This is a genomic window from Bradyrhizobium sp. Unk1 (genome assembly GCF_059512345.1).
Genome location: NZ_JCAMOP010000013.1, coordinates 35,951 through 50,425, shown reverse-complemented (window position 1 = coordinate 50,425; position 14,475 = coordinate 35,951). Strand labels below are relative to the sequence as shown.

Here is a 14,475-nt window from a genome sequence, read left to right as displayed (position 1 = left end):
GCCTCTCTTTAGGGCCTAATCAACGCGCCGCAGGTTTCTCGATCAGCTTCTTGAGGCTGTCACGAGCAGGTTTACTGTATCCGTCGCCACTGCCCGAAGGCTGCTGCTCGGAATCAGCTTGATCATCATCTGGTTTGTTTTTCTTGAATCTCTTCAAGATGGTGTTCTCGGGGTCGTCAGGCAAGAGGGCCATCAGCCAATCGCCGGTTCCCTGGAGCACCACGCGGGATTTTGCCCCCGTGACCCAGTCCGGACGCTGCTTGTCCGGCACCAGCCAGGTGAAGAACAGGAACGCGACCACGACGATCAAAAGCCCGCGAGCGAGGCCAAACAGGAAGCCCAGGGTGCGGTCCAGCGCGCCGATGCGCGAATCCAGGATCATGTCGGAGATCCGGACCGTGATCACGGAGACCACGACCAGGGTGCCCACGAACACGCCGGCGACCACGACGACGCTCGCGACCGTGTCGTTGTTGAAATAGGTCTTTGCGGTCGGCAGCAGCTTCGAGAACGAGTACAGCGTCACGATCGCCGCAGCGCCCCAGGCCGCGATCGACAGGATTTCACGCATGAAGCCGCGGACCATGGCGAGCAGGCCCGAGATCAGCATCACACCGAGCAGGATCAGGTCGAGGAGTGTTACTGGCATCGGCTGGTCGGGTCCGCTCGTACTTCAAGGTGCTCAGCGAATCGGTGTTTGGCCGTGGCCTTAAGTGAGGGCCAGACGGCGTTCCCGGCAAGGCCGCAACCACGCAATCCCATGCTGCTTTTGTGACGGCTGTATAGCGGCGGGGGCGGAGGACGTCACCTCCACCTAACCCTCTCCACGGCGGAATCTTGCCGGTGTGGCATTTTTCTCCGCCGGCGGGCTCTGTTCGCCGCGGCGAGAGCCCCGGGCCGCGATCTCGGCCACCAGCGTCGTCAGGCTGTTGATCGCGTTCAGGGACAGTCCGGCGTCGCCGCCAGCATCGCCGCCCCGGGCCGATTCGGGCAGCACGGCGCGCTTGAAGCCGAGCTTGACCGCTTCCTTGAGCCGGGCCGGGGTCTGCGCCACCGGGCGGATGACGCCGGAGAGCGAAATCTCGCCGAAATAGACCGCATCGGTGGGTAACTGCGCATTAACCAGGGATGAAACCAGTGCGGCCGCGGCGGCCATATCGGCCGCCGGCTCGTGGATGCGCAGGCCGCCCGCGACGTTCAGATAGACGTCGTGGCCGGACAGCTTGACCCCGCAATGGGCCTCCAGCACCGCCAGCACCATGGAGAGCCTGCTCTGATCCCAGCCGACCACGGCCCGGCGCGGGGTGCCGAGCGAGGTCGGGGCCACCAAGGCCTGCAATTCGACCAGAACGGGCCTCGTGCCCTCGATGCCCGCGAAGACTGCGGTGCCCGGCGTGCCCAGATCGCGCTCGGACAGGAACAGTTCGGACGGATTGGTGACCTCGCGCAGGCCAAGGCCGGTCATCTCGAACACGCCGATCTCGTCGGTCGGGCCGAAGCGGTTCTTCACGGCGCGCAGGATGCGGAATTGCTGCGAACCTTCGCCCTCGAAGGACAGCACCGCATCGACCATGTGCTCGACCACGCGGGGGCCGGCGATCTGGCCGTCCTTGGTGACATGGCCGACCAGGATGATGGCCGCGCCGGTCTTCTTGGCGAAACGAATGAGCGCCTGCGCCGAGGCGCGCACCTGGGTGACCGTGCCGGGCGCGGATTCCACCGTGTCAGTCCACATGGTCTGGATCGAATCGATCACGATCAGCCGCGGCACCGCGCCTTCCGACAGCGTCGAGACGATGTCCTCGACCGAGGTCTCGGCCGCAAGCTGCACCGGCGCGTCCGACAGCCCGAGGCGCTCGGCGCGCAGGCGCACCTGGGCGACCGCCTCTTCGCCGGAGATGTAGACGATGCGGTGGCCGGCGCGCGCCATCATGCTGGTGGCCTGCGTCAGCAGCGTCGACTTGCCGATGCCGGGATCGCCGCCGACCAGCAGCACCGAGCCGCGGACGAAGCCGCCACCGGTGACGCGGTCGAGCTCGGTCATGCCCGAGGACAGGCGAGGAGCGTCCTGGGTCTTCCCCGACAGGCTCTCCAGCGCAAACGTCCGTCCCTTGCGCTTGGAGCGGATCGAGACCGGCACGCTGCCGGACGTATCCTCCTCGGCAAGGGTGTTCCACTCGCCGCAGGATTCGCACTTGCCCTGCCAGCGGTTATAGGCCGCGCCGCAGTTCTGGCAGACGAAGGAAAGCGTGTTCTTGGCCATGGGGACAGCGAGTCGTGGGTTTCAGGTTTGCTGATAGCACGGAATGACGGGTGGAGACGGCGATCGCCAGCATCCCCATTAGCCCAATTCAGCGCAGCCGATACACCCTTTGTTAGCTCTACGCCGCCGCGCCGCTCCGGACTTTGCCAAATGTTAGCGGACGCGGGTCCAGGTTCGAAACCAATACGGGATGGCGAAACGAATGACGGTAGTCTTGCGGATAATGCTCGCTGTGGGCATGGCCTGCGGCTTTCTTATGCCGGTTGGCGGCGCCGTTGCGGCCGACGCCGGGCGTCTCAATATCGTTTTCGTCAACCCCGGCAAGACCGGCGAGGTCTACTGGGACATGGTCGCGCAGACCATGCAGGCCGCGGGCCGCAAGCTCGACGCGCATGTCGAGGTGCTGACCAGCGAGCGGAACTACCGCACCATGCAGGAGCTTGGCTTCGGCGTGGTGGCACGCGCCGACAAGCCGGACTTCCTCATCCTGTCGAACGAGGAATCCGCCGCCGTTCCCATCCTGGAGGCGGCCGAGGCCGCCGGGGTCAAGACGCTGCTGCTCTCGAACCCGCTGATCGGTGACGACGCCGCGCGCCTCGGACCGCCCCGGCAAAAGCTCAAGACCTGGCTCGGTGACATCACGACGGATCTCCAGACCGCGGGCGCGAGGATGGCCAATGCCCTGATCAGCGCGGCGCGCGCCGAGAAATGGCAGAGTCCGGACGGCAAGATCCACATTCTCGGCATCGGTGGCGACGAGATCACGCCGGCCTCGATCGCCCGCAACGCCGGTCTCAAGCTCGCGGTGGAGGCCGCGCCCGATGTGGTGGTGGACCGGATGCTGTTCGCCAACTGGACCCAGTCGGAGGCAGAGCAGGTCACCAGGAATTATCTGAGCTGGGCCGCGCGCAAGGAAATCCGGCCTGCCGGCATCTGGGCCGGAAACGATCCGATGGCGCTTGGCGCGCTTCGCGCGGTGGTCGCTGCCGGCCTCACGCCCGGCCGAAACATCCAGCTGGTTGGCCTCAACTGGTCGGAGGACGCGCTGCGCGAGATCAAGGCGGGCCGTCTGCTCATGACCGATGGCGGACATTTCCTGCTCGGCGGCTGGTCGATCGTCCTCCTGCGCGACTACGCCGACGGCTGCGATTTCGCGGCCGCATCGCCCCGCGTCGAGGCCAAGACGTCGGCGATCACGCGCGACAATCTCGCTGCGGTCGGAGACCTCATCAAGACGCGCGCCTTCGATCGGATCGATTTCGCGCGCTTCAGGGCGAGGGCAGGGCGCTGCGGCCAGTACGATTTCTCCATCGATGCGCTCATCTCTTCGCTGACGCTTCCGGAAGGCGCTGCCGACTGATGCGAAACGGTGACGACATGACCGACCCGGATCGCAAGCAGCAAGCGGCGGCGCCGTCGCGCTCGCGCTCGGTGGTCCGCGCGATGCTCTGGGCCACCGTGCCGGTGCTGCTCGTGGTGCAGCTGCTCGCCTCCGCCGGCGTCGAGGCATCGAGCTTCTGGTCGCAGATCAGGCAGCTCGACGCGCGCATTGCCCGCACGGCCGAGAGCCGCGCCGAGCTGATCGCCGAGCCGCTCTGGAAGATGCGCTACGATCAGGTCACGAGCGTGCTCAACGAGATCATGCACGACGAGACCATTGCCGCGGCGGCCGTTTATGACGACACCGGCGTCGCGATCGCGCGGGTGGTGGCGCGGCCGGCGGACCAGGCGGTATCGGAAGTCTCGCGTCCGATCCGCTACAGCAACGGCAACATCGCCGTGCAGGCCGGCCGTATCGCGATCGCCTATTCCTATGCGACGGTCTACGCGGACACGGGCGGCCGGCTAATGTTGCTGCTGGTGGTCGGCCTGCTCGCAACATTTGCCACCCTGATCGCGATGCGGATCTCGGCCAACATCTTCATCGGCAGGCCGCTCACCGCAATCATGTCGGCGATCCAGCGCAGCAAGCAGGACGGGCGAGCCTATCCGGCCGACATCAAATCGACGAACGAGTTCGGCCAGCTCGCGCGTGCCTTCAACGCCATGCAGCACACGACGTCCGGGGCGCTCGATCGGCTCGGCCACATGGCCGCGCACGATCCGCTCACGGGCCTGCCCAACCGTCGCTCGCTGTCCGAGCATCTGGTGACCCTGAGCGGCGATGCCGGCTCGCCGGACTCGCTGATCGCCTTCTGCTTCATCGATCTCGACGACTTCAAGGGCATCAACGACACCTTCGGCCACGACGCCGGCGACAAGTTCCTGGTGCACATCTCCGAGCGCCTTGGCGATGCGGTCGAACCGCAGGATTGGGTCGCCCGGCTCGGCGGCGACGAATTCGTCGTCATCCGCCCCGAGGTCAGCAATGAAGCGACCGCTCAGGCATTCGCACGCCAGCTGTTAGATGCGATTTCCGAGCCGATCCGGCTGCACGACAAGCAGGTCGTGCCGCGCGCCAGCATCGGCCTTGCCGTGCGCCGCGCCGGCGATCCCGAGCTGTCGCATTTGCCGGCGCTCGCCGACATCGCGCTCTACCATGCCAAGAGCAAGGCGCCCGGCACGGTCGCCGTGCTCGACGAAGCGCTTCAGCGCGACTACCGCCGCCGCCGGGATCTCGAGCTCGCCATTCCCACAGGCTTCGCCGAGGGGCAGTTCGAGGTCTGGTATCAAAGCCAGGTCGACCTCGAGAGCCAGGCCGTTGTCGGCCTCGAGGCGCTGATCCGCTGGCGCCATCCCGAGCTTGGCTTGATCGGTCCCGGCGAATTCCTGCCGCTGATCGAGCGCAGCGGCAACAATGCGCGGCTGACGCGCTACGTGCTGACCGATGCCTGTCGCGCGCTGCAGCGACTGGCGTCCGCCGGCAGGTCGCAGATCCGGATCGCGATCAATCTGCCGCCGTCCGAGCTCGCCGACCATTCGCTCGCTGCCGAGCTGCGCGCGACCTGTGCGCGTTTCAGCGTTGCGGCCTCATCGCTGGAGCTCGAGATCACCGAGGGCTCGCTGATCAACAACATCGCCAGCGCCTCCGAGACGCTGCACCGCCTGCGGCGCCTGGGCGCAACGATTGCGCTCGACGATTTCGGCACGGGCTACAGCTCGCTCGCACATCTCAGGCGGTTCCCGCTCGACAAGGTCAAGATCGACAAGGCCTTCATCAGCGAGATCCCTGACAGCGCGGAAGACAAGGCGATCGTCGGCGTCATCGCCTCGCTCGCCGGCACGCTGGGGCTGACGCTCGTCGCGGAAGGCATCGAGCGGCCCGAGCAGGCCGACGCCATGCGCGAGATGGGCGTGATGCTCGGGCAAGGGTATCACTACCATCGGCCACAGCCGCTCGACGCCGTACTGCAATGGCTCGAAAAGCAGGCGGTGCCCACTGAGACGAGCCGCGTGCTCGCCGACAGCCCCTCGATCGCGCCCGAATTCGCCGCCTGAGCGCGATTAGGGCTGCGTTGCGTTCCAGAGCATGGAGAGCCCGGCCGCGATCATGATCGCGTCCATCACCAGGCGGAACATCTCCGGCTTGAGATGCAGCACGAAGCGTTTTGCGATGAAGGCGCCCGACATCAGCGAGGAGCCCGCAACCAGCCCCTTGATGAAGACGTCCTGCGTCAGCGCGCCGAAACGTTCGAAGGTCACGGACTTCGCGAAGTAGAGGCCGAGTGAGGAAGCCGCCTCGGTGGCGAGGAAGGCGCCCTTCGACAGGCCGTAGAACAGGAACAGCGGCACGCTGAGCGGGCCGGTCGAGACCACGATGCCGGTGAGATAGCCGATGACCGCGCCGCCGATCGCGAGGTGCCAAAGATTGGCCTTGAGGTCGTGCCGCGCCAGCCAGTGCCGCACCGGCACCATCGTGATCAGGAAGATGCCGATGGCGAGATCGACGGCGTGCGAGGGGAGCGCGAGCAGCGTGCGTGCGCCCAGCACGGCGGCCGGAATGCCCGTCACCGAATAGGCCGCGCAGGCCCGCCAGTCGACCTCGCGCCACCAGGCCAGGATCCGGGAGAAATTCGCCATGACGGAGGCGACCGCCATGATCGGCACCGCTTCCTTCGGCCCATAGGCATAAACCAGCACCGGCATCAGCATGATCGACGACCCCGTGCCGACGATGCCTGAGACGGTGCCGGCGATCAGGCCGACGATGAGGACGAAGAGAAAGGCCAAGGTGCTCTCCACGAATCGGGAGAGTTTAGCCGTGGCCGGCGATGCGGGCGATCCATTCCGGGCGAGGGAACCGATCGCTCAGCGCGTGCGGTCCGGGCAGGCCGTCAGCCTTGCTCATCCATGACGCGCAGCTTCTCGACGCGGCGGCGAAAGTCCTCGTCCGTCGAGAACTCGGCGGAGAGATAGGACGAGACCAGATCCACGGCGAGCCAGGCGCCGACGATCTGCGCGCCGATGCACATGACGTTGACGTCGTCATGCTCGACGCTCTGATGGGCGGAATGAACGTCGTGGCAGACCGCGGCGCGGATGCCCTTCATCTTATTGGCCGCGATCGAGGCGCCGACGCCGGTGCCGCACACCATGATGCCGCGTGCGGCTTCGCCCGACGTCACCTTCTGAGCCACGGCCCGCGCGATGTCGGGGAAGTCCACCGGCTTGTCGTCATGGGAGCCGACGTCGACGATGTCGTGGCCGAGGCTGCGGATGTGATCGATAACGGTCTGCTTGAGCGGCCAGCCGGCGTGGTCGGATCCGATGACGAGACGCATGTGATGTCCTTCTTGATTTTACATTGGCCGTGACAGCCGCTTCGCGGCTGTCACGATTTTCCCTGGTTTCAGCTGCGCATGTCGGGCGGCAGCTCGACCCCGTGGAATTTCTTGTAGATCGCGTTGAGCTTGCCGTTCTTGACGTTCTCGGTGATCCAGGCGTTGAGCTTGTCCATCAGGCGCTGCTCACCCTTCTTCAGGCCGATCGCGAGGTCGAAGGTCGCCAGCGGAATCCGGGACTCGAACACACGCGACGGGTTCTTCACCCCGATCTGGTTGATGATCGTCGCCGACGAGGCGACGCAGTCGACCTGGCCGGAGACGGCCGCCGTCACCATCGTGGCGTCGTCGTCGTAGCGCGAGATCTTGAGATCCTTGTCCTTCATGTTGGACAGGGTGGTGTCCTGCGTGGTGCCGCGGGAGACGCCGATCGGCTTGTCCTTCAGGTCGGGCCAGTCCTTGACGGTCGAGGATTTCAGGCAGCCGACATCGGATTGCAGCGTCGCATAGCGCTTGGTGAAGTCGATGACCTTGGCACGATCGGGCGTCACCGACAGGGTCGAGATGATGATGTCGGCCTTGCCGGTCAGGACGTTAGGGATGCGGGTCGCGCCGGTGGTCTGGATGAATTCGAGCTCGAGCCCCCAATCCTTGGCGAGCAGTTGCGCCACTTCGACGTCGGAGCCGGTCGGCTTCATGCTGCTGTCCATCATGCCCGAGGGCGGAATGGCGACGTCCGTCGAAATGCGGATCTTCTTGGCCTGCGTGATGTCGTCGAGCAGGTCGGCCGACGCCGGCGTGGCTGATATCATGACGAGGCCGAACAGCGCGGTGGCGGTCCCCAGCAGTGTCTTGTTTGTCATCCTTGGTTCTCCTCTCCTGTTATGATTTTAAGTTTCCAGTGCCCACGAATTGCGTGAGTTCGGGCGTCGCCGGCGACGTCAGGATCGAGGCGGGGCCGGTCTCGTGGACCTTGCCGCGATGCATGAAGACGATCCGGTCGGCGATGCCTTTGGCAAAGCCCATCTCGTGGGTGACCATCACCATGGTCATGCCGTCCGCCGCGAGTTGCTCGATCACCTTCAGCACCTCGGCGGTAAGCTCGGGGTCGAGCGCGGAGGTGACCTCGTCGAACAGCATCACTTTCGGCTGCATCGCGAGCGAGCGGGCGATGGCCGCGCGCTGCTGCTGTCCGCCGGAGAGCTGCTCGGGATAGGCGTGCAGCTTCTCCTCTAACCCGACCTGCGCGAGCACTTTTCGGGCGAGGTCCCTGGCTTGCGAGGTGGCCATGCCCTTCACGGCGCAGGGGGCGAGCGTGATGTTCTGTTCGATCGTGAGGTGAGGAAACAGATTGTAGCTCTGGAACACGATGCCGACGTCCTGGCGCAGCGCGCGCAGATCGACATCGGGACGATCGACGCGATGCCCGCACACCACGATCTCGCCGCCGTCGACCTTCTCGAAGCGGTCGATGCAGCGCAGCGCCGTGCTCTTGCCGGAGCCGGAGCGGCCGATCAGCGCCAGCACCTCGCCGCGCTCGACGGCAAAGGAGACGCCATCGAGCACCCGGAGCGGGCCAAAGCTCTTCTGCACGTCGCGAAGCGACACGATCGGTTCGGAGGAGGAGGGGTTTTGCTGCATGTCAGGCTGGTGCGAGGTTGGACCTGCCACGCCCCATCCGCCGTTCCAGCTTCTGGCTGAACAGGGACAGGGGATAGCACATGGCGAAATAGACGACGGCGATGATCGCGTAGATGGCGAACGGCTCGAACAGCGAGTTGTTGACGATCTGGCCCGACCGCATCAGCTCCACGAAGCCGACCACGGAGGCCAGCGAGGTGTTCTTGATGATCTGCACCATGAAGCCGACGGTCGGCGGCGTCGCGATGCGGATCGCCTGCGGCAGGATCACCTTCATCATGCGCTGGGTGCGGCTCAGCGCGAGGCCTTCGGCGGCCTCCCATTGCGGCTTCGGCACCGACTGGATGCAGCCGCGCCAGATCTCGCCGAGATAGGCCGAGACATAGAGTGTGAGCGAAGCGCCGGCGGCAGCTAACGCCGAGACCTTGAGGCCGATCGCCGCGAGGCCGAAATAGCCGAGGAACAGGATGACGAGGAGCGGAGTTCCCTGGATCAGCTGGACATAGACGCCGCTGGCGATCCGCACCGATTTGAGTGGCGAGATGCGCGCCAGCGCGATCACAAAGCCGACGATGCCGCCGCCGATCAGCGCGATCACGGACAGGCCAATCGTCCACAGCGCGCCCTGACCGAGGAACATCAGATGATTGATGTTGAGATGTCCGCCCATGGTCATCTCACAACGGTGTGCCGAGCCGGCGCCGGCGCGGAAACAGCACGAGGCCGAGGCCCCAGAAGCCCGCGCGCATCACCAGCGACAGGATGACGTAGAGCACGGCGACGATGATGTAAGTCTCGAACGCGCGATAGGTGTCCGACTGGATGTAGTTGGCGACGGCGGTGAGTTCCTCCGCCGAGATCTGCGAGCAGACCGAGGAGGCCAGCATCAACAGCACGAACTGGCTGGTCAGCGCCGGATAGACCTTCTCGATCGCCGGCAGCAGGATGATGTGCCAGTAGATTTGCAGTCGCGACAGCGCCAGCCCTTCGGCGGCCTCGATCTGTCCGCGCGGGATCGCTTCGAAGCCGGCGCGCATGATCTCGGCGGTGTAGGCGCCGACATTGATCGTCAGCGCGGCCACGGCCACCGTGAAGGCGGAGAATTTCAGCCCCAGGCTGGCGAGGCCGAAATAGACCAGAAAGATCTGGACCAGCAGAGGCGTGTTGCGGATGGTCTCGACATAGACTTTGCAGGCGCCCGCGATCAGCGGGCTCCGTGCCCCGCGGCCGACGGCTGCGAGCGTGCCGAACAGGGCGCCGAGCACCGTCGCGAAGGCCGCCAACTCCAGCGTCAGCGCCGCGCCGGCCAGAAAATTCGGCCAACGCTCCAGCACCGCGGGAAAGTCGAGTTGGAGGCTCATCGTATCGGCTTCAGCCCGTCACCTGGTTGGTCATGCGGTCATAGACGCGGAACAGCGCCTGGTTACCGTTGCTGCCTTCGCCATGCGCGCGTGCGTCCACGTACTGGCTGGTGACGAGCGCGGTTCCGGGCAACGGCACGCTCAGCGCCTGTGCGTGCTCCTGCACCAGGCGGAGGTCCTTGAGCTGGAGATCGATCCGGAAGCCGGCGGAGACGTCGCCCGCGATCATTGCGGGGCCGAGCTTGTCGAGCATCCAGGAGGCGGCGGAGCCACCGAGCAGAACGCGACGCAGCAGATTGAGATCGATGCCAGACGCGCGCCCGAGCGCGAGCGCCTCGCAGATCGCCTGGATGTTGATACCGCAGATCAGCTGATTGCAGAGCTTGACGGTTTGCCCCGCACCGGCCGCGCCGACATGCGTGATGGTCGTGCCCATTGCGCGGAAGAACGGCTCGGCCTGCGCGAAGGCCGCCGCATCGCCGCCGGCCATGATCGAGAGCGCAGCGTTCTTGGCGCCCACGGGCCCGCCAGAGACCGGCGCGTCGATGAAGCTGACGCCGACCTTTTGCAGGTCGGCATGGATGCGGCGGACGGCGACCGGCGAGATCGTGCTCATGTCGACGATCAGCTGGCCGGGCGGGGGAGACTTCAGGAGACCGTGCTCGCCGTAAACGGTCGCCTCGACGTGGGGCGTATCGGGCAGCATGGTGATGACGATCTCAGCGCCTTGCGCGGCGTCGGCGGGGCTGTTGGCGCCGGCCGCGCCTTCCTTGACGCTGTCGGCCAAGGCGGCTTCGTTGAGATCGAAGACGCGAACCGCATGCCCGGCCACCAGGAGGTTGCGCACCATCTCGCGGCCCATCGTGCCGATGCCGATGAAGCCGACATTGCCCTTGTCGTTCCGTCCCATGTCAGTCGTCCGTTTCTTGGTTGATTGGTTTCTTGCTTGTTGGCTGCCGCGATCAGCCTGAGGCGCTGGTCCTGTCGATGTCCCCGACGACGGCGCGCCTGCGATATTCGTCGCCGATGGCAAAATGCTTGCGCAGCGTCGCATCCGCTCGCTCGGGGTCGCGCGCGATGATCGCGTCGAAGATGCGCCGGTGGTCGTCGATCAGGTACGTCTTCATCGACGGGAAGGCCTGCACCAGCTCGCGGCGGCTGCGATGCGAATGCGTCAGCAGTCCCGCCAGCGAGCCGTGCAAGACCATCAGTGTTTCTGAATGCGAGGCCACGACGATGGCGCGATGGAATTCGAAGTCGGCCATGCCGCCGGCATCCGCCTCGTCGATCGTCTCTCCGATCTTCGCGAGCGCACGCTGCAGGCGTTCGAAATCGGCAATGTTGGCGCGCTCGCAGGCGAGGCGGATCGCCTGACACTCGATCGCGACGCGCGCCTGCATGACGTCATCGAGCATGTCCGCCTGCTGGGCGAGCGCGAAGGTGAAGAAGTCGTTCAGCACCGAGACGTCCGGCTGCGTCACCACGGTGCCGATGCGGTCGCGGATCTCGACGATGCCGAGCACGGTGAGGGCGCGCAGTGCCTCGCGGACGATCGGCCGGCTGACGCCGAGGAGGGTTGCCAGCTCGCGCTCGGAAATCAGGCGGTCGCCGGGCTTGAGCGAGCCCGCAAGAAGGCGTTCGCGCAGGAAGGCGAACACCTTCTCGAACCCTTTTTCGCCTTCGGCGGCCCGCTTCAGTTCCATCCCGGTCTCTTTTTGGTCTGATCTTGGTCAGACCAGTAGGCTAACCAGAGCGCCGGCGTCAAGAGCCTTGGTTAATCGCGGGTGTCGCAGGCGCGGCCAATCCGATCGGTTCCCCGGCCGGATCCTTCAAATTTGAGGCGTATTGATCCGAGCGTTCACTCAAAGAATTTGAGGTCCGCGATGCCCGATCATCATTCTTTCTCCGCCCTCGACCGTCATGCGGCGCTCAGCGGATCTGACAACGGCTTTCCCTGGTTTGCGAGCACAATGCTCGCGGTCGAAGCGAGCGAGGTGGTGCGGCTGCGCTGCGAGAAGCTCAGCCACGGCGATGCGGCCGCCGGGCAGGAGGCCATGCTGATGGTGAGCGAGAAGATCGCAGCGGCTTTCGAGGCGGCAGCGAACCTGCTCGCCGGAGCAACACCAGCCGCCATCGTCCAGCGCTATCGCGAGCACGTCGCCGCGAACGCCAGGCGGCTGTCCGCGACTGAGGCTCCATGACGGAGTTGCGCTGCTGACAGCATGTTGGCAGCAGGGGCAGGCTACGACCATCTCCTGACAAAACGGGGAGCGGGTCCATGCCGATCGAGGCAAGCTGTCATTGCGGTGAGACGGTGTTCGAGGTGACGGAGGTGCCGGCGAGCGTAACGCGCTGCACCTGCTCACTCTGCGCCAAGCGGGGCGCGTTGTGGGCCTATTACACGCCGGCGCAATTTCGCCTGCTGTCGCCGCCGGAAAATGTCGCGACCTATCTCTGGGGCAGCCGCACGGTCAAACATCATTTCTGCGCGAGCTGCGGCTGCGGCACCTATTCGGAGTCGCCTGACTGGTCGACCGGCAAGCCCGATTTCGACAATCCCAAGGTTGCCGTGAACGCGCGCCTGTTCGACGATTTCGATCTCGAGGCCGTGCCGGTGAACATGATCGACGGCAGGAATTTGTGGTGAGCATGCAGGGCTAACGCATGTCCGCTGCGCGTCTGTGACGTTGAGGCCATTTTAAAAAGCTGATCTGGTCCGGCCCCGGAGAAAAAGGGGAGGAAGCCACGATGCGTCTTTTTGCGCGAGTGATGCTCGTAATGTGTCTGGTCGTTGCAGCTGGCTTCGACGCGCAGGCGCAGACCAAACCGAAGGTCACGACATCAGGACCTGACTTCCCCAAGGCCGCGCTGTTCGTCGGCAACAGCTTCTTCTACTACAACAACGGCATGCCCGGACACCTCTCCTTCATGGAGCGGGCTGCGGATGCCGAGAACAAGGCGGCGTACCGCAACACCATGGCCACGATCGGCGGCTCCGGCCTCGACTGGCACGACATGGACAATCTGCTGCGGCCGGGCGGCATCGGCGCCTATTCCTTCGACGAGCAGAACAACGTCGTCTTCAACAAGCCGGGCAGGCAGTTCGATGCCGTCGTGATGATGGATTGCAGCCAGTGCCCGATCCATCCGCAATTGAAGGACGCGTTCACGACCTTCGTCAAGAAGGATAGCGAGATCGTCCGTGCCCACGGCATGCGGCCGGTGTTTTTCATGTCCTGGGCCTATGCCGACAAGCCGGAGATGACGGAAGCGTTGGCCGAGGCCTATACGCTCGCCGGCAATGCCAATGATGCGCTCGTGATCCCCGCAGGCCTCGCCTTCGCGCGCGTCCGCAAGCTCCAGCCGGAACTCAATCTGTATGCGCCGGACAAGCGGCACCCGAGTCCGGCGGGCACGTATCTGGCAACCTGCGTAACACTCGCCGCGCTGACCGGGCGTTCGCCGGTCGGTAATTCCTACACGATGGGGCTCGACCCCGAGACGACGCAGCTGCTGCAAAAGGCAGCGTGGGATACGGTACAGGAATATTACGGGCGTTGAACTCGGGTGATTTCGTAGGGTGGGCAAAGGCGCGCTTGCGCCGTGCCCACCATCTGTCTGCATAAGCAAATTTGGTGGGCACGCTTCGCTTTGCCCACCCTACGGCACTACGGGATCATCGCTATTTCAGCACCACCCACGCTGGCGCGTGATCGCTCGCCCCATCCTCGCCACGCACATTCTTGTCGACACCCGCCTTGGCCAGCCGCGAGACCAGGGCAGGGCTGAGCAGGAGATGATCGAGCCGCAGGCCCGCATCGCGCGGCCAGCGGTTTCGCTTGTAGTCCCAGAACGTGTAGATGCGTTTCTCCGGATTCAGTTCGCGGATCGCATCACACCAACCCTGTTCGACCAGCGACGCGAACGCCGCGCGGCTCTTCGGCTGGATCAGCGCATCCTTGTCCCATGAGCGCGTCGGATAGATGTCGATCTCATCAGGCGCGACGTTGTAGTCGCCGGCGAGCACCACGGGCAGATCCTGCTTGATGAAGGTCTTGGCGTGGCGCTTGAGGCGTGCGAACCACTCGAGCTTGAAGTCGAATTTCGGCCCCGGCTGCGGATTGCCGTTCGGCAGGTAAATGCTGGTGACGATGATTCCGCGCACGGCGGCCTCGATGTAGCGGGCTTCGCGATCATCAGGCTTTCCCGGCAAGCGATCGCGGGTGAGAATGGGCTCGGCATTGCGGGCGAGGATGGCGACGCCGTTCCACGTCTTCTGTCCACACCACACCGCGCCGTAGCCGGCCTTTTCGATGGCCGCCGCCGGAAATTCGCCATCACTTGCCTTCAATTCCTGAAGCGCGACGACATCGGGCTTGGCCGCGCGCATCCATGCCAGCAAATTGGGCAGGCGGCGGTTGATGTTGTTGATGTTGAATGTCGCGATCTTCATGTAGAGCTAATAGCTCCTGCCTTCCGTCACCGGAGA

General features: G+C 65.0%; 16 protein-coding genes. 5 read left to right on the top strand and 11 right to left on the bottom strand.

Annotated features, from left to right (window positions below; all coding sequences use genetic code 11):
* Positions 1-19: 19 nt before the first annotated feature.
* Both AC5ZFO_RS18190 and radA read right to left on the bottom strand, forming a co-directional pair.
* The gene (locus AC5ZFO_RS18190) at positions 20-649 is read right to left on the bottom strand and encodes a CvpA family protein (protein WP_011086837.1); all 630 of its coding nucleotides are present in this window, start codon (positions 647-649) and stop codon (positions 20-22) included.
* Positions 650-814: 165 nt separating this feature from the next.
* Positions 815-2,263, bottom strand: a complete 1,449-nt coding sequence (gene radA, locus AC5ZFO_RS18185) for a DNA repair protein RadA (RefSeq protein ID WP_282522299.1) — start codon at positions 2,261-2,263, stop codon at positions 815-817.
* Between the two features lie 202 nt (positions 2,264-2,465).
* On the opposite strand from radA, the gene AC5ZFO_RS18180 reads away from it, so the two are divergent.
* Both AC5ZFO_RS18180 and AC5ZFO_RS18175 read left to right on the top strand, forming a co-directional pair.
* Complete coding sequence (locus tag AC5ZFO_RS18180; protein WP_282522300.1) at positions 2,466-3,623, top strand: ABC transporter substrate-binding protein; 1,158 nt, start codon at positions 2,466-2,468, stop codon at positions 3,621-3,623.
* Positions 3,623-5,701 (top strand): putative bifunctional diguanylate cyclase/phosphodiesterase, encoded by a 2,079-nt coding sequence (locus AC5ZFO_RS18175; protein ID WP_282522301.1) that lies wholly within the window; start codon positions 3,623-3,625, stop codon positions 5,699-5,701. Before AC5ZFO_RS18180 ends, AC5ZFO_RS18175 begins: the two co-directional genes overlap by 1 nt.
* A 6-nt stretch (positions 5,702-5,707) precedes the next feature.
* On the opposite strand, the gene AC5ZFO_RS18170 is transcribed toward AC5ZFO_RS18175, so the two are convergent.
* From AC5ZFO_RS18170 to AC5ZFO_RS18135, 8 genes are all read right to left on the bottom strand, one after another.
* Positions 5,708-6,433: a sulfite exporter TauE/SafE family protein gene (locus AC5ZFO_RS18170; RefSeq protein ID WP_282522302.1), complete on the bottom strand. Its 726-nt coding sequence runs from the start codon at positions 6,431-6,433 to the stop codon at positions 5,708-5,710.
* A 104-nt stretch (positions 6,434-6,537) separates the two neighbouring features.
* Entirely contained in the window at positions 6,538-6,984 is a 447-nt protein-coding gene (rpiB, locus tag AC5ZFO_RS18165) for a ribose 5-phosphate isomerase B (protein ID WP_071914697.1), read from the bottom strand.
* Between the two features lie 68 nt (positions 6,985-7,052).
* Positions 7,053-7,847 carry a transporter substrate-binding domain-containing protein gene (locus AC5ZFO_RS18160; RefSeq protein WP_063983715.1) on the bottom strand — a complete coding sequence of 265 codons (795 nt, stop codon included), beginning with the start codon at positions 7,845-7,847 and terminating at the stop codon, positions 7,053-7,055.
* Positions 7,848-7,866: 19 nt separating this feature from the next.
* Positions 7,867-8,625 carry an amino acid ABC transporter ATP-binding protein gene (locus AC5ZFO_RS18155; RefSeq protein ID WP_282522420.1) on the bottom strand — a complete coding sequence of 253 codons (759 nt, stop codon included), beginning with the start codon at positions 8,623-8,625 and terminating at the stop codon, positions 7,867-7,869.
* Between the two features lies 1 nt (position 8,626).
* Positions 8,627-9,295, bottom strand: coding sequence for an amino acid ABC transporter permease (locus AC5ZFO_RS18150; protein WP_282522303.1), 669 nt, complete (start codon positions 9,293-9,295; stop codon positions 8,627-8,629).
* Between the two features lie 7 nt (positions 9,296-9,302).
* Complete coding sequence (locus AC5ZFO_RS18145; protein ID WP_282522304.1) at positions 9,303-9,986, bottom strand: amino acid ABC transporter permease; 684 nt, start codon at positions 9,984-9,986, stop codon at positions 9,303-9,305.
* Between the two features lie 10 nt (positions 9,987-9,996).
* Positions 9,997-10,896 carry an NAD(P)-dependent oxidoreductase gene (locus AC5ZFO_RS18140; RefSeq protein ID WP_282522305.1) on the bottom strand — a complete coding sequence of 300 codons (900 nt, stop codon included), beginning with the start codon at positions 10,894-10,896 and terminating at the stop codon, positions 9,997-9,999.
* Positions 10,897-10,948: 52 nt separating this feature from the next.
* Positions 10,949-11,689 carry a FadR/GntR family transcriptional regulator gene (locus AC5ZFO_RS18135; protein WP_282522306.1) on the bottom strand — a complete coding sequence of 247 codons (741 nt, stop codon included), beginning with the start codon at positions 11,687-11,689 and terminating at the stop codon, positions 10,949-10,951.
* A 180-nt stretch (positions 11,690-11,869) separates the two neighbouring features.
* Between AC5ZFO_RS18135 and AC5ZFO_RS18130 the strand changes: the two genes are divergently transcribed.
* The 3 genes from AC5ZFO_RS18130 to AC5ZFO_RS18120 all read left to right on the top strand — a co-directional run bounded on the left by AC5ZFO_RS18130 (position 11,870) and on the right by AC5ZFO_RS18120 (position 13,547).
* Complete coding sequence (locus AC5ZFO_RS18130; protein WP_282522307.1) at positions 11,870-12,187, top strand: hypothetical protein; 318 nt, start codon at positions 11,870-11,872, stop codon at positions 12,185-12,187.
* 77 nt (positions 12,188-12,264) lie between these two features.
* The gene (locus AC5ZFO_RS18125) at positions 12,265-12,633 is read left to right on the top strand and encodes a GFA family protein (protein ID WP_248883013.1); all 369 of its coding nucleotides are present in this window, start codon (positions 12,265-12,267) and stop codon (positions 12,631-12,633) included.
* 101 nt (positions 12,634-12,734) lie between these two features.
* The gene (locus AC5ZFO_RS18120) at positions 12,735-13,547 is read left to right on the top strand and encodes an SGNH/GDSL hydrolase family protein (RefSeq protein WP_282522308.1); all 813 of its coding nucleotides are present in this window, start codon (positions 12,735-12,737) and stop codon (positions 13,545-13,547) included.
* A gap of 121 nt (positions 13,548-13,668) precedes the next feature.
* On the opposite strand, the gene AC5ZFO_RS18115 is transcribed toward AC5ZFO_RS18120, so the two are convergent.
* Complete coding sequence (locus AC5ZFO_RS18115; RefSeq protein WP_282522309.1) at positions 13,669-14,439, bottom strand: exodeoxyribonuclease III; 771 nt, start codon at positions 14,437-14,439, stop codon at positions 13,669-13,671.
* Positions 14,440-14,475 lie beyond the last annotated feature (36 nt).

What these genes read in the sequence shown, in the direction of transcription:
- AC5ZFO_RS18190 (WP_011086837.1), bottom strand. Translation starts at nt 649, where the DNA reads ATGCCAGTAACACTCCTCGACCTGATCCTGCTCGGTGTGATGCTGATC.
- radA (WP_282522299.1), bottom strand. Translation starts at nt 2,263, where the DNA reads ATGGCCAAGAACACGCTTTCCTTCGTCTGCCAGAACTGCGGCGCGGCC.
- AC5ZFO_RS18180 (WP_282522300.1), top strand. Translation starts at nt 2,466, where the DNA reads ATGACGGTAGTCTTGCGGATAATGCTCGCTGTGGGCATGGCCTGCGGC.
- AC5ZFO_RS18175 (WP_282522301.1), top strand. Translation starts at nt 3,623, where the DNA reads ATGCGAAACGGTGACGACATGACCGACCCGGATCGCAAGCAGCAAGCG.
- rpiB (WP_071914697.1), bottom strand. Translation starts at nt 6,984, where the DNA reads ATGCGTCTCGTCATCGGATCCGACCACGCCGGCTGGCCGCTCAAGCAG.
- AC5ZFO_RS18160 (WP_063983715.1), bottom strand. Translation starts at nt 7,847, where the DNA reads ATGACAAACAAGACACTGCTGGGGACCGCCACCGCGCTGTTCGGCCTC.
- AC5ZFO_RS18155 (WP_282522420.1), bottom strand. Translation starts at nt 8,625, where the DNA reads ATGCAGCAAAACCCCTCCTCCTCCGAACCGATCGTGTCGCTTCGCGAC.
- AC5ZFO_RS18150 (WP_282522303.1), bottom strand. Translation starts at nt 9,295, where the DNA reads ATGGGCGGACATCTCAACATCAATCATCTGATGTTCCTCGGTCAGGGC.
- AC5ZFO_RS18145 (WP_282522304.1), bottom strand. Translation starts at nt 9,986, where the DNA reads ATGAGCCTCCAACTCGACTTTCCCGCGGTGCTGGAGCGTTGGCCGAAT.
- AC5ZFO_RS18140 (WP_282522305.1), bottom strand. Translation starts at nt 10,896, where the DNA reads ATGGGACGGAACGACAAGGGCAATGTCGGCTTCATCGGCATCGGCACG.
- AC5ZFO_RS18135 (WP_282522306.1), bottom strand. Translation starts at nt 11,689, where the DNA reads ATGGAACTGAAGCGGGCCGCCGAAGGCGAAAAAGGGTTCGAGAAGGTG.
- AC5ZFO_RS18130 (WP_282522307.1), top strand. Translation starts at nt 11,870, where the DNA reads ATGCCCGATCATCATTCTTTCTCCGCCCTCGACCGTCATGCGGCGCTC.
- AC5ZFO_RS18125 (WP_248883013.1), top strand. Translation starts at nt 12,265, where the DNA reads ATGCCGATCGAGGCAAGCTGTCATTGCGGTGAGACGGTGTTCGAGGTG.
- AC5ZFO_RS18120 (WP_282522308.1), top strand. Translation starts at nt 12,735, where the DNA reads ATGCGTCTTTTTGCGCGAGTGATGCTCGTAATGTGTCTGGTCGTTGCA.
- AC5ZFO_RS18115 (WP_282522309.1), bottom strand. Translation starts at nt 14,439, where the DNA reads ATGAAGATCGCGACATTCAACATCAACAACATCAACCGCCGCCTGCCC.